The organism is Actinoplanes sp. NBC_00393 (assembly GCF_036053395.1).
Taxonomy (GTDB): domain Bacteria; phylum Actinomycetota; class Actinomycetes; order Mycobacteriales; family Micromonosporaceae; genus Actinoplanes.
Genome location: NZ_CP107942.1, coordinates 3,627,546 through 3,641,315, shown reverse-complemented (window position 1 = coordinate 3,641,315; position 13,770 = coordinate 3,627,546). Strand labels below are relative to the sequence as shown.

Annotated in this window: 10 protein-coding genes and 2 pseudogenes; 5 read left to right on the top strand and 7 right to left on the bottom strand. The window is 71.3% G+C overall.

The features are described from left to right. Nucleotides 1–10: 10 nt before the first annotated feature. The 3 genes from OHA21_RS17230 to OHA21_RS17220 form a co-directional block, all read right to left on the bottom strand. Entirely contained in the window at nt 11–1,372 is a 1,362-nt protein-coding gene (locus OHA21_RS17230) for an ABC transporter substrate-binding protein (protein ID WP_328475052.1), read from the bottom strand. Between the two features lie 79 nt (nt 1,373–1,451). Next, entirely contained in the window at nt 1,452–2,150 is a 699-nt protein-coding gene (locus OHA21_RS17225) for a DUF6069 family protein (RefSeq protein ID WP_328475051.1), read from the bottom strand. A 5-nt stretch (nt 2,151–2,155) separates the two neighbouring features. Then, a complete protein-coding gene (locus tag OHA21_RS17220; protein ID WP_328475050.1) occupies nt 2,156–3,154 on the bottom strand; it encodes an RNA polymerase subunit sigma-70 in 999 nt (332 codons plus the stop codon). Nucleotides 3,155–3,385: 231 nt separating this feature from the next. Between OHA21_RS17220 and OHA21_RS17215 the strand changes: the two genes are divergently transcribed. From OHA21_RS17215 to OHA21_RS17205, 3 genes are all read left to right on the top strand, one after another. Then, entirely contained in the window at nt 3,386–4,732 is a 1,347-nt protein-coding gene (locus OHA21_RS17215; protein WP_328475049.1) for an endo-1,4-beta-xylanase, read from the top strand. A 10-nt stretch (nt 4,733–4,742) separates the two neighbouring features. Continuing rightward, nucleotides 4,743–6,422: a cellulose binding domain-containing protein gene (locus OHA21_RS17210; protein WP_442875106.1), complete on the top strand. Its 1,680-nt coding sequence runs from the start codon at nt 4,743–4,745 to the stop codon at nt 6,420–6,422. 345 nt (nt 6,423–6,767) lie between these two features. Then, nucleotides 6,768–8,165: a sigma-70 family RNA polymerase sigma factor gene (locus OHA21_RS17205; RefSeq protein WP_328475047.1), complete on the top strand. Its 1,398-nt coding sequence runs from the start codon at nt 6,768–6,770 to the stop codon at nt 8,163–8,165. On the opposite strand, the gene larC is transcribed toward OHA21_RS17205, so the two are convergent. The 4 genes from larC to OHA21_RS17185 form a co-directional block, all read right to left on the bottom strand. Then, on the bottom strand, nt 8,094–9,323 hold the full coding sequence (larC, locus tag OHA21_RS17200; RefSeq protein WP_328475046.1) for a nickel pincer cofactor biosynthesis protein LarC: 1,230 nt from the start codon (nt 9,321–9,323) through the stop codon (nt 8,094–8,096). The genes OHA21_RS17205 and larC overlap by 72 nt on opposite strands. Beyond that, nucleotides 9,320–9,976, bottom strand: a complete 657-nt coding sequence (gene larB, locus OHA21_RS17195; RefSeq protein ID WP_328475045.1) for a nickel pincer cofactor biosynthesis protein LarB — start codon at nt 9,974–9,976, stop codon at nt 9,320–9,322. Before larB ends, larC begins: the two co-directional genes overlap by 4 nt. Continuing rightward, on the bottom strand, nt 9,969–10,889 hold the full coding sequence (larE, locus tag OHA21_RS17190) for an ATP-dependent sacrificial sulfur transferase LarE (protein ID WP_328475044.1): 921 nt from the start codon (nt 10,887–10,889) through the stop codon (nt 9,969–9,971). The genes larB and larE overlap by 8 nt, the downstream gene beginning before the upstream one ends. A 187-nt stretch (nt 10,890–11,076) precedes the next feature. Continuing rightward, a complete protein-coding gene (locus OHA21_RS17185; RefSeq protein WP_328475043.1) occupies nt 11,077–12,294 on the bottom strand; it encodes a lactate racemase domain-containing protein in 1,218 nt (405 codons plus the stop codon). Nucleotides 12,295–12,411: 117 nt separating this feature from the next. Between OHA21_RS17185 and OHA21_RS52745 the strand changes: the two are divergent. Next, nucleotides 12,412–13,473 (top strand): annotated as a pseudogene (locus OHA21_RS52745) (RCC1 domain-containing protein); the annotation flags it as partial. Between the two features lie 84 nt (nt 13,474–13,557). Further along, a pseudogene (locus OHA21_RS52740) lies at nt 13,558–13,770 on the top strand (fibronectin type III domain-containing protein); the annotation flags it as partial.

Sequence of the window (13,770 nt, the reverse complement as noted above, 5' to 3'; positions counted from 1 at the left end):
TCCGTGCCGCTCAGCCCTGCCGGGCGCGATAGCGTTCCGCGACGTCGTCCGCCAGTTCCTGGCCGCGCTCCAGGGCCTCGTCGACGCTCATCCGCCCGGCGATGGCCGAGCTGACGTACTGCGAGACCTGGGTGCCGAGGTCGGTGAACTCGGGGATGTCGACGAACTGGATGCCGATCGCCGGACGGGGCTGCACGCCGGGGTTACGCGGGTCGGCGCTCTCGATGGCGGCGAGCTGCGGTTGGGCGAACGCGCCCGCTTCCTGCAGGTACTGCGGGTTCTCGTACGTCGAGGCGCGTTTGCCCGCCGGAACCCGTGACCAGCCGAGTTGCGCGCCGACGAGTTCCTCGTACTGGCGGCTGGACGCCCAGGAGATGAACTTCCAGGCGTTGTCCTTCTTCTCGCTGGCCTGCTGGATGCTCCACGCCCAGGCGTACAGCCAGCCCGAGCTGTCGGTCTTGACCACGGGCGCCGGGGCGTAGCCCATCTTGCCCTTGACCGGGGAATCGGCGGCCTCCAGCGAGCCGGCCGCGCTGGTCGCGTCGTACCACATCGCGGCGTTGCCCTGCACGAGGTTGTTCAGGCATTCCGTGAAACCGGCCTGCGGCGCTCCGGCCTCGCCGTGTGCCCGCACCAGGTCCACGTAGAACTGGGTGGCCTGCTTGAACTCCGGGGCGTCCACCTGGGCCTGCCAGTCCGCGGTGAACCAGGTGCCGCCGAACGTGTTCACCACGGTGGTCAGCGGCGCGAAGACCTGACCCCAGCCGGGCTGTCCGCGCAGGCAGATGCCGGCCATCCCGGGCACCTTCCCGTCGACGCGGGCGGCGATGTCCGCGACCTGCTGCCAGGTCGGTTTGGCCGGCATCTGGATGCCCTGCTGGTCCAGGACGTCCTTGCGGTACATCAGGAATGACGACTCACCGTAGAACGGCTCGCCGTAGATCTTGCCGTCCTCGGCGGTCAGCGACTCGGTCATCGGGCCGAGCACGTCAGCCTGGTTGAACTGCGTGTCGGCCGCGATGTACGCGTCGAGTGGGGCGATCCACTCGCTCTTGGCGTAGATCGGGATCTCGAAGTTGCTGAGCGACGCGACGTCGTACTGCCCGGCCTGGCTGGAGAACTCCTGACTGATCTTGTCGCGGACGTCGTTCTCCGGCAGCACCGTGAAGTTGACCCCGATGCCGGTCTCGGCGGTGAAATGCTCCGCGGTCAACTGCTGCAGGTCGATCATCTGCGGGTTGTTCACCATCAGCACGCTGATGCTGTTGGCGCCGCCACCGGTGTTCGTGCCGCCCCAGCCGGCGCACCCGCCGGCCAGGAGGATCAGTGCGGTCGTTGTCGCTGCTAGAACTGCTCGTAGCTGTGCGCGCACTTCGAGCCTCCTGGGACGACTCTGGCCCTGTGACGTGGGTAACAGGATCAGCCCAGTAGATGCCCGTCATCGATCAGTGTCAACTTGATGTAGCGGCACCGTCACCCTTGGTGCGGAGGCTGCGGGTCAGGGCCGGAATCATCACCGCGGCTGCGACGAGATGCAGCCCGAGCAGCGCGGTGACGGTGGCGGTGTCCGCGCCGGCGATGAAGGGCGGGATCAACGAAACTGCGGTCAGGGCCGCGGTCGTCCAGAGGAATCTCTCGGCGGGGCGCACGCTCCAGCGCAGGAATGCGGCGGCCATGACGACGCCGACGAGCGAGAAGAACCCGGTCACCACGGCGATCCCGGACAGCGGAATCGTCTCGCCGCCGTCAGGGACCTCGAAGTCGACGCCGGCGGCGCGAGCGAGCGCGGCCGCGAGGGTGGTGGCGATCATCGCGGCGACGGTGGCGAGCAGGCCGGTGCCGGCGAGCCCGCGGAAGCGGTGGGTGTGCCTGGCCGGGGCCGGTGTTGTGCTGATCATGTCGTGCTCCCTTGAGCGAGGTGTGTGGGGGGTGACGATGCGTACCTGCGCGGTGCGAAGGCCGGGGTTGCGCAAGGCGCGGACGCCGGTGCCGCGCAACCAGAACCCGGCGTCGCGTCCGAGGACCGGCCCGGGCTCGCCGTCGCGCAGCTCCAGCTGCACGCGCCCGCGGGTGACGACGGCGAACGCGTTGTGCCATTGCGCCGCGATGACGGCGACCCGCTCGCCGCCGCGCAGCGCGAGCGTGCGCACCGGGGCTACTCCGTGCTGTCCGCCGGTAGGTGTTCCGGTAGTCCGAATCGCGGGAACCGGTCGGCGTGGAAGGTGGTGATCTCGCTGATCGCCCCGCCGGTGATGCGCAGGACATCCATCGTGAGCGGCAGGTACGCGCCCTGCGGCTTGCGCCAGTGGTAGTAGGCGACAGCGGGCTGACGGTTGGCCCAGGTGTGGACGGCACGCAGGCCGGTCATGCCCTCGAAGCCGCTCTCGATCCAGTACTTCACCACCGTGTCGCGGCCGGCGTACAGCCCCGGCGTCGGCGGCATCGAGGTCCGGATGTCGTCGCGCACCATCGCGGCGAGCGCCGCAATGTTCGTGGCCACGCTGGCCTCGGTGTAGCGGCGGACGAGCTCGCGCGTGCCGGCGTCCTCGTCGCCGCCGGTCCAGTCCTGCCGTTCGGCGGGCAGGTGCTCGCGCATGCCGGCGCGGGCCCGCTGCAGCGCGCTGTTCACCGAGTTGACCGAGTCGCCGAGCAGCTCCGCGACGTCCTTCGCCGGCCAGCCCAGCACGTCGCGCAGGATCAGCACGGCCCGCGGGCGCGGTGCCAGATGCTGGACCGCGACCAGGTACGCCAACTCGATCGTCTCCCGTGCAACGGCGACGGTCTCCGGCTCGTCCGCGCCGCCCGCCGGCAGCTCGTCGAGCAGCCGGTCCGGGTAGGGCTGCAGCCACAGCACCTCGCCGCCGGTCGCCGGCTCCGGGCGGCACTTGGCGAGCAGGTCCAGGCAGGCGTTGGTGGCGATCCGGTACAGCCAGGCCCGGAACGTGGACCGCCCCTGGAAGGTCTCCCGGCGCCGCCAGGCCCGCAGGAACGTCTCCTGCACGGTGTCCTCGGCGTCCTCGAACGACCCGAGCATGCGGTAGCAGTGCACGTGCAGCTCCCGCCGGTGCCGCTGCGCCAGCCCCGAGAACGCCGGCTCGTCGACCTCGCCCAGACCGCTCACGCCCAGTTCCTCCCACCGCATGTCCGCACCCATGACGTCATCCTTCCGGTTCGTCGTGTCTCGTCGTAGGTGTGACGGGTGCGGGCGCCAGAACTCATCACTCGACCGAAAAATGTAACGCCGAGGGTTCTCAAGAGGTCGTCAATTGTTCTGCTTGTTGCGCTGGGAGCGCTCCCGTAGCGTGCGGCAGAAGTGACTGCTGACGCCAAATCGTCGTTCCCCGCGACCGGCCGCAGCGCTGATACCGACGAAAGGTTCCCCCGCATGTCCATCCCCAGGAAAGGCCGCTTCGCGCTGCTTTCTGCGGCCGCCGTGAGTGTCGTCGCCGCGGCGAGCATCGCCGTGATCGGCTCCGCGGAGGCCGCCAGCACCCTCGGCGCCTCCGCCGCGCAGACCGGCCGCTACTTCGGCGTCGCGACCTCGGCGTTCAAGTTCTCCGACACCCCGTACATGACCATCGTCAACCGCGAGTTCAACTCCCTGGTCGCCGAGAACGACATGAAATGGGACGCCACCGAACCGCAGCAGGGCCGGTTCACCTTCACCAACGGAGACCGGCTCGTCAGTCACGCCCAGGCCCACGGCATGACCGTGCGCGGGCACACCCTGCTGTGGCACGCCCAGCAGCCGAGCTGGGCCCAGGGGCTGTCCGGCGCCGCCCTGCGCAACGCGGCCATCAACCACGTCACCCAGGTCGCCACCCACTTCCGCGGCAAGATCCACTCGTGGGACGTGGTGAACGAGGCGTTCGCCGACGGCGGCAGCGGCGCACGCCGCGACTCCAACCTGCAGCGCACCGGCAACGACTGGATCGAGGCCGCCTTCCGCGCCGCCCGCGCCGCCGACCCCGGCGCCAAGCTCTGCTACAACGACTACAACACCGACGGCATCAACGCGAAGTCCACCGGCATCTACAACATGGTCCGTGACTTCAAAGCCCGCGGCGTCCCGATCGACTGCGTCGGCCTGCAATCACACCTCGGCACCACGCTGGACTCCACCTACCAGCAGAACATCCAGCGTTTCGCCGACCTCGGCGTGGACGTGCAGATCACCGAACTCGACGTCCAGCAGGGCAGCAACCAGGCCAACATCTTCGCCTCGGTGACCCGGGCCTGCCTGGCCGTCGCCCGCTGCACCGGCATCACCGTCTGGGGCGTCCGCGACTCCGACTCCTGGCGCACCGGCCAGAACCCGCTGCTGTTCGACGCCGGCGGCAACAAGAAGGCCGCGTACACCGCGGTCCTCAACGCCCTGAACGCGGGCGGCCCGACCACGCCGACCTCGCCCACCCCGTCCACCTCGAACCCGCCGGTCCCGGCCGGCTGCAGCGCCCGGGTGACACTCAACTCGTGGACCGGCGGCTACACCGCAACCGTCCGGGTGACCGCCGGATCCAGTCCCGTCAACGGCTGGAGCGTCGGCGTGACCGTGCCGTCCGGCGGCGCGGTGACCAACGCCTGGAACGCCACCAACACCAGCACCAGCGGCCCGGTCACCTTCCGCAACGTCAGCTACAACGGCAGCGTCGCGGCCGGCGGGTTCACCGAGTTCGGCTTCCAGGGCACCGGCACCGGGCCCACCGCGAACCCGACCTGTACGGCCGGCTGAGTTCATGCGGATGAGAAACGTCGCCCTGGTCTGCGCCGGCGCGGTGGTCCTGGCATCCGCGGTGCTGCTGCCGGCCGGCGCGGCGGCGGCGGGCTGCGCGGTGAGCTACACCGTGGCGTCGCAGTGGCAGGGCGGCTTCGGCGCCAACGTCACGATCACCAACCTCGGCGATCCGATCACCAACTGGACGCTCACCTGGTCGTACGGGGCGGCTCAGACGGTCACCCAGGCCTGGAACGCAACGGTGATCCAGGCCGGCGCCGCGGTGACCGCCAGGAACGTCAGCTACAACGGCGCCCTGGCGACCAACGGCACGGCTTCGTTCGGCTTCAACGGCTCGTGGACCGGGAGCAACCCCGCACCCACCAACTTCGCGGTGAACGGGATCGCCTGCACCGGCGGCGTGCAACCCAGCACGCCGCCCACGAGCCCGCCGGTCAGCCCGTCGACCGGTCCGTCCGCCACACCGGACATCACCGTCAACAGCGCCACGAAGTACCAGACCATCGACGGGTTCGGAGCCGCCGTCTCGATCTGGGGGAGCGCCTGGTCGACCGCCGAGACGCAGACACTCGTCGGCCTCGGGCCGAACCAGCTGGGCCTGTCGATCGTGCGGACCGGCATCTCGCCGATCTCGGGTGAGTGGCCGACCCAGGTGAACGCGCTGAAGACGGCGAAGTCCTACGGCTCGGGCGTGAAGATCCTCGCCTCACCGTGGACGGCACCGGCGGCGTGGAAGACCAACAACAGCCGGATCAACGGCGGCAAGCTGAAGACCGACTACTACGACGACTACGCCAACCACCTGAACAGCTACGTCCAGTACATGCGCAACCAGGGCGTGACAGTGGACGTCACCTCGGTGCAGAACGAGCCGGACTGGCACCCGGACTACGACTCGATGGACTGGAGCGGCACCGAACTGCGCAACTTCGTCCGTGACCAGGGCGCCAAGGTGCAGAACACGAAGCTGATGGTCGCCGAGGCGGTCAATCTGAACTACAGCTACACCGACCCGACCCTCAACGACACGACCGCCCGCAACAACATCGGCTACATCGGCGGCCATCTGTACGGCACCGAGGGATCCGGGCGGCTCAAGGCGTACCCTCTGGCCGACCAGAACAACAAGCCGGTGTGGATGACCGAATGGAACTTCCACGAGGCCGACGGCAACGGCTCCACCATCTGGGGCAACCCCGGCAACCAGGCGGTCTGGGACGAGACCCTCGATGACATCATGCGTACGGTGCACCGGTCGATGGAGTCCAACTGGAGCGCCTACGTCTGGTGGTACGGCAAGCGCTACTACTCGTTCATCGGCGACGGCGAGGCGGCTTTCGGCACCACGGCCGGCGCCCCGCTCAAGCGCGGTCACGCGTTCTCGCAGTACGCGAAGTACGTGCGCCCGGGCGACCAGCGGATCGCCCTGACCAAGGGTGCCAAGGCGTCGCCGCTGGAGGTGACCGCCTATCAGGGCGGCGGAAAGATCAAGCTGGTGCTTCTGAACCGCTCCACCAGCGCGGTCAACAACGCCGTGATCCAGGCCCCGCAGAACGTTGCGAAGGCCGAGCACTACCTCACCTCGCAGGCCGCCAACGCGGCTGCACAGCCGACCACCGTGAACGGGGGACAGGTGACCGTCAACGTCCCCGCCCGCAGCATCTCCACGCTGGTGTTCACGCTCTGAGCGGCACCTCCGGGCGCCCGGCCCACGCACCGGGCGCCCGGAGGCCGGCAACCATGCGGTAATTCATTGCCCGGGAATGTCTTTTCTCGAGCTGAGCTTTCGCAAAGGACAAGCGACCGTACGCCATTATCGGGATACCCGCCGCCGAGCCCGATAAAAAGGCAAAGCTACTGATCTGTTTCACCATTGTTGCCGGTAGCATCAGGGCTCGTTGAAAGCGATGGGCAGGGGTGCGTGCAGGTGTGGGTGCCGGCAGGGGGCGGCGGGGCGGCGAGCCACGCTCATCTGGGAGACGCCGGCCGGCCCGGGGCCGTAACACAAAACAGTGCCGCTCTGACCGACCTGGTGCTCGCGGCGCGCGGTGGTGACCGGCAGGCCGCCGAGGCGCTGATGGCCGCGCACCTGCCGATGCTGTACCGCATCGTGGGCCGGGCGCTCGGCGGGCATGCCGACGTCGACGACGTCGTTCAGGAGACGGTGCTGCGGGCGCACCGCGATCTGCCGGCCCTGCGCACGCCGGCGAGCTTCCGGTCCTGGCTGGTCGCTATCGCCATGCGGCAGATCAGCAGCCGGTTGCGGTCCTGGCAGCAGGAACGCGACCGGACGGCGTCGCTGGACGATGCCGCGGACATCCCGGACCGCGACGCCGAGTTCGCCGACGTCACGCTGCTGCGGCTGGGCCTGTCCGCCCAGCGTCGCCAGGTCGCCCAGGCCGCCCGCTGGCTCGAGCACGACGACCAGGACCTGGCGGCACTGTGGTGGCAGGAGCTGACCGGTGAGCTGAGCCGGTCCGAGGTGGTGGCGGCGCTCGACATCGGCCCGGCGCACGCCCGGGTCCGGCTGCAGCGCATGCGCAACCAGCTCGAGCAGTGCCGCCACCTGGTCGCGGCGCTGGACGCCGAGCCGCTCTGCCCCGACCTGGAGGCCCTCACCGCAGGCTGGAACGGCATGCCCGGCTCACGATGGCGTAAGCGTTTCATCAGACACGTGCGCGGCTGCGCCCGCTGCGGGGCGGCGCGCACCGGTCTCGTCTCGGTGGAACGTCTGGTGCTCGGCGGCGCGCTGGTCCTGCTGCCGGCGGGCGCGCTGGCCGCGACAGTGACGCCCAGCGGCGGCGCGGCGATGACTGCCGCGGCGGGCAAAGCGGTGAGCGCCGGCACCGCGGGATGGTTGACGCACCTCGCCGGCCTGAAAGCGGCGGCCGTCGTCGTGGTGGTGGGCGCCGCCGTCTCCGGCGGGGTGTATCTGGCGCTGCCCGACGGTCCGCCCGACGCCGCTTCGGCGAGCCGGCCGGCAGCACCGGCAGCAAGCGCGCCGGCGCCCTCCAGCGCACCCCTCGTGCCCGCGGGCCGGGTGGTGATCCGTCCGGCCGGGCAACCGGACACCGCCGTGTCCCTCGACCGCGACTTCCTCGTTGTCGCCGCCGGCAAGCCGGGAACCGTGCTGACCGTGGCTGCGGGAATCGCCGAGTCGGCCTGCATCACGCTGCGATCCGCCGACGGCCGCTTCGTCCGGCACGCCTCGTTCCGGCTCCTGCTGAGCGACGAGGAGGACGCGCAGCTGTTCCGGCAGGACGCCACCTTCTGCGTCCAGCCGGGTCCCGACCCGGGCACGGTACGGTTCACGTCCTCGAACTATCCGGACCGGTTCGTGCGGGTGCGCAACGGGCAGCTACGCCTCGACCCCCGCGAGTCCGGCGCCGAGTTCACCGGGAGCTCCACCTTCACGCTCACCCCAGCGTGACAGCGGAGCGCCGATCACCAGACCGGCCGCCGCCGCGGCCTGCCCGGCCCGGGCCAGCGCGTCGCGTTCGGCGATGCCGAGTGCCCGGGCCAGCGCCGCGACGTCCTCGAACTCCGGCATGACCTGCACGATCACCCCGCCGGAGTGGCCGAGCTTCACCGCGCAGGCGTGGCCGTCCACACTCACCCGCACGAAGGTGCGGTCCAGGGCGGTCTTGCGCCGCGACGACGCCCGGACCCCCAGGGTGCTGGTCGAGCGGAAGATCTGTGCCCGGACCGGGTCGGCGGCGGCGGGGGAGCAGAGGACGGTCAGGGTGTGCGCCGGGCGGCCCTTCTTCATCAGGATCGGCACCAGCCACGCGTCGTCGGCGCCGGCTTGCAGCAGGCCGGCGAGTACGCCCGGCCACAGCCGCGGGTCGAGGTCGTCCACGTTGGCCTCCAGGACCACCGCCTGCTGAGCCGGGGATTCGACCTGGCCGAGCAGCACCCGGACCACGTTGGGCCGCGACGGGGTGTCCCGGGTGCCGGCGCCCACGCCGACTGCTGAAACGGTGATCGACGGCAGGTCCTCGCAGGTAGCAGCCAGGGTGCGCAGCAGCGCCATGCCGGTGGGGGTGGCCAGTTCCCCGGTGCCGCCGGAGCGGATCCGCCAGCCGCGGGACAACTCGGCGACCGCCGGGGCGGGCACCGGCAGCACCCCGTGGGCGGCGCGGACCGTGCCGGAACCCACCGCCACCTCGCCCGCGGAGACGCTGGTGACGCCCAGGTCGTCGAGGGCGGCACACACCCCGACCACGTCGGCGATCGCGTCCAGCGCGCCCACCTCGTGGAAGTGCACCTGCTCGGGGGTGGTGCCGTGCACGGCGGCCTCGGCCTCGGCCAGCCGGGCGAACACCTCGGCGGCCCGCGGCGCGGATGCGAGCATGCCGCGGATGTCGCGCCAGGTGCGGCGCGGCTGGTCGGCGGCGACCGGGGTGACCTCGACCTTGCAGGCGCGCAGGCCGGCCCGGTTCACCTCGGCGGCGGTGATGCGTACGGCGCCGGGCAGCACCGCGTCGACCGCGGCCTGAATCCGTGGCAGCGAAACGCCGGCGTCGTGCAGGGCGCCGAGCAGCATGTCCCCGGCGATCCCCGCCGAGGCGTCGATCCACAGTCTCATCGGGTCGCCGTGATCTGGGCGGCCAGGTGCCCGGCGCCGTACCCGTTGTCGATGTTGACCACGGCGACCCCCGGCGCGCAGGCGTTGAGCATGGCCAGCAGCGGCGCCAGGCCGCCGAAGGCGGCGCCGTAACCGACCGAGGTGGGCACCGCGACCACCGGTGCGCTGATGAGTCCGGCGACCACGCTGGGCAGCGCGCCGTCCATGCCGGCGGCGACCACGACGGCGTGGGCGGCGCGCAGGGCGGGCAGGTGGCCGAGGATGCGGTGCAGACCGGCCACGCCGACGTCGACGATCAGGTCGGCGTCGCGGCCCAGGTAGCGGGCGGTGAGCAGGGCTTCCCGGGCGACCGGCAGGTCCGAGGTGCCGGCCGCGACCACCAGCACCGGGCCGCCGCTCGCGGGCGGCGGGGCAGCCGGCCAGGCCAGCAGCCCGGCGGCGGGGTCGTGGTGGGCGTCCGGGAGTTCGCGCAGCACGGCGTCGGCGTGCTCGGCGCTTGCGCGGGTGAACAGGGTGGTCACGTCGGGCCGGTCCCGGACGGTGGCCGCGATGGCGCCGACGTGCGCCGGGGTCTTGCCGGCACAGTAGACGGCTTCCGGGTAGCCGCGCCGCGCAGCGCGATCGAGATCCAGGTCGAAGGCCTGCTCAGTCACGGGCGGCCGTCCCGACGGCCGCCGGCGTCTGCGGCTGCGACGAGTGGGCGACGGGTCCGGCGTGGTGCCACTCGTCAGGCTTGGCACCGACCGTGACCAGCGGCAGGGTGAACGCGCCGGACTGGATGCCGGCCAGATCCACCGCGGCGAACCGGAAACCCGCGGCGACGACAGCCTCGTGCACGGCTGTTCGCAACGGCTCGCTGACAGCGCGGACCAGGTCGTCGGCGGGCAGTTCGATGCGGGCGACATCGCCGTGGTGGCGTACCCGTGAATCGGTGAAACCCAGCCGCCGCAGCGCCGCCTCGGCCTGCTCCACCTGGCGCAGCTTGGCCGGGGTGACCTCGGCGAAATGCGGGATCCGCGACGCCAGGCAGGGCGCGGCCGGCTTGTCGGCGCAGGCCAGGCCCAGCTCGCCGGCGAGCCGGCGGACGTCCGCCTTGGCCAGCCCGAGGTCGGCCAGCGGCCGCAGCACCCGGTGCTCGGCCGCGGCCCGGCTGCCCGGCCGGTCCGGACGGCGCGCGTCGTCGAGGTTCTCCCCGTACGCCACGGCGTCCAGCCGCTGCTCCCGCACCACCCGCGCGTCGATCGTGGCGAACAGCTCGTCCTTGCAGTGGTAGCAGCGGTCCGGCCCGTTCGCCCGGTACTGCGGCCGCTGCATCTCCGCGGTCGCCACCTCGACGACCCTGACGTCCAGGTCGCGGGCGACGGCGTGCGCGGCGGTCCGCTCGTCGGCGGCCAGGCTGGCGGAGACCCCGAGCAGGGCCACCACCTGCTCGCGGCCCAGCGCCCGGGCCGCGAGGGCGAGCAGCACCGACGAGTCCACGCCGCCGGAGAACGCGACGCCGAGGCGGCGCACCCCGCCCAGCGCGTCGCCCAGCCGCGCCACCACAGCGCTCAGCGAATCAGTCATCCGCCCATTGGATGCCCAGTTCAGCAGCACGGCAAGCGCGCCGCCGACCTGGGCTACCGGACCAGCCCTCTCGCGCGGGCGCTGCCGACCGGGCCGTACGAGCCGAGGCCATGATCCGCGGCGCGACCCCGCACGCGGCCGAGCCGGTCAGCCTGCCCTCGCGGCTGGTGGTGCGCGGCTCCACCGCTCACCGCAGGCGGAACAGGATCTCCCCGGCGTTGGGCACCACGAACGAGCCCGGGTCGGCCAGGTCGACCGTCGCCGGGTCCAGGTAGTCCAGGTTCGCGTCGCGGACCACCTGTTCCGGAATGCCGGTGGCCAGCGTGACGGTCACCCGCAGCCGCTCACCCTCGACCGGGTCCCAGGTGCCGGCGCCGCGCAGGTGCGTCGAGTGCGCGAGCACCCCCCAGTGCTGGTCGGCGAAGCGGTCCCACTGCTTGAGGAAGTAGTCGCGGCAGTGGTAGCCGATCTTTTCGATCTCCGGGTGCATCGCCGCGATCCGGGTGATGTGCGGCGCGTAGAGGATCACCTGGCCGCCGTCGGCGACCACCGGCTCCACCTTGTAGAAGCCCTTCGCGCCGGTCCACATGTCGTCGTACTTCGCCGGAATGATGGAGAGGATCTTGCGGACCGGGGCGTCCAGATACCGCACGTGCGTTTCGGCGGAGATGTCGGCGCAGGCCGCCCACGCGTCCTCCGGCGCTCCGAACGACACCGCGTGCAGCGCCCCGGAGCCCGACTGCACGACCAGGCACAGTGCCAGCCGGCGGCTCGGGATCAGCGCCGCCGCCTCGTTGATCAGCGCCCGGACCGGGGTGATGCCCCGGGTGCCGATGATGGCCGCGCTGGTGATCAGCGCGCCGAGCCAGTGCGAAAAGTCGATGATCTCCTGCCCGGCGACGCCGGGGAAGAAGTACTTGTTGCCGCCGGAGAAGCCGACCACCTCGTGCGGGAACACCGGGCCGATCACCAGGCACACGTCGTGCTCGACGACCGCCCGGTTCAGCACCACGTCGACGTCCTGGGCCATCCGGGCGTCGGACAGCTCGGCGACCCGGGCCGCCGGGATCTGCCCGATCGACACCAGCGCCGACGGCATCCACCACTCGTGGTTGAGCACCATGAACCCCGGATAGGGCCCGCCGAGGTGCGCCAGCAGCTGCTCGTCGGTCATCGGCGCGTGGGTGCCGAGCGCGATCAGCACGGTGACCGCGGCGGCCCGCCCGTGCAGCGTTTCGTGCAGGACGGACATCAGCATCGGCAGTGGGCAGCTGCGGGTGGCGTCCGGCACGATCACGCAGATCCGGCGGCCGTCGAGGTCCGCGCCGGCCAGCTGGTCGGCGACGAACGCGCGCACGGCCGGTTCGTCGAGGGTGCCCTGGGCGCTTCCGATGGTGCTCGTCATGCAGGCACCTTGCGCGCTGAGCGGCCGCCACGGCAAGTGCGCGGGGCAACAGGTGGCAATCGCGCCGCCGCTGGCGGTCCCTCACCTGAACGGGTGAATCCAGCGGCCAGATGATCAATGCCGTCGCCGGGCCGTGGTGCGGTCGGCGGTGTGCTGAGAAGGATCGTCGCCCTGGCCGGGGCTGTGGTGGTGCTCGCCGGAATGCTGGCGGCGGTGACTGGCGCGCCGAGCATGGCCCAGTCCCCGGACAACCTGGTGGCGCAGGTGAGCGTCGGCGCGGGGCACACCTGCGCGCGGGCGGTCAGCGGGCGGGCCTACTGCTGGGGCAGCCCGAACTCCGGTCAGTTGGGCGCCGGCACGTTCATGTTCCAGCCGATCCGGGCTCCGTTGCCGGTGAGCGCTCCGGACGGCGTTGCCTTCACCCAGCTCACAACCGGCATGCAGCACACGTGCGGGCTTGGCAGCGACACCCAGGCGTACTGCTGGGGGAACGGCATCCGCGGCCAGCTGGGGGAGGGCCGCAACGCGGAACGGCCGGGTCTGGTGCAGGTCAACCCTCCGTTCGGGGTCACCTTCACCCAGCTGACCGCCGGTGGCACCCACACGTGTGGGATCGGCAGCGACACCCTGGCGTACTGCTGGGGTGGCAACTGGAACGGTGAGCTGGGTGACGGCAGCACCGACGACCGGTCGATCCCGGTGGCGGTGAACGCCCCGCCCGGCGTCTCGTTCATCCAGCTCACCGGCGGCGCCTCCCACACCTGCGGGCTGAGCAGCGACAACCACGCGTACTGCTGGGGCAGCGGCGGCGGCTTCGAGAACCAGTTGCTTCCGGTGCCCGTAGTCGCTCCTGACGGGGTGACCTTCACCCAGCTCACCGCCGGTGCGGACGAGACCTGCGGGCTGGGCAACGACACCAGGACCTACTGCTGGAGCAGCGGTAACTGGAGCCCGATGGCGGTGGATGCGCCGGTCTTCACCCAGCTCACCGCCGGTTGGCAATTCAGGTGCGGGCTGGGCAGCGACGCCAATGCCTACTGCTGGGGTTACGGCGCCAACGGTCAGTTGGGCAATGGCGACACCGCAAACCAGGAGAGCCCGGTACGCGTGAACGCGCCGGCCGGGGTGACCTTCACCCAGCTCGACGCGGGCCCGAGCCACGTCTGCGGGGTGAGCAGCGACAGCAAGGCATACTGCTGGGGCTACGGCGTATCCGGTGAGCTGGGGAACGGCGGCAGCACCAGCCAGTCGGCGCCGGTCAGGGTGTGGCCGTTGGCGTCGCCGCCGGCCGGCCCGCAGCCGCCGACGGATGTCACCTTGAGCCCAGGCGAACAGCAGCTCGAGGTGTCCTGGACGGCTCCTTCGGATCTGGGTGACGGCACGCTGACCGGCTACACCGCTACGACGAGTCCAGGAGGAAGGACGTGCACTGCGTCCGCGGCGACGACGTGCACGATTGCGGGCCTGACCAATGGC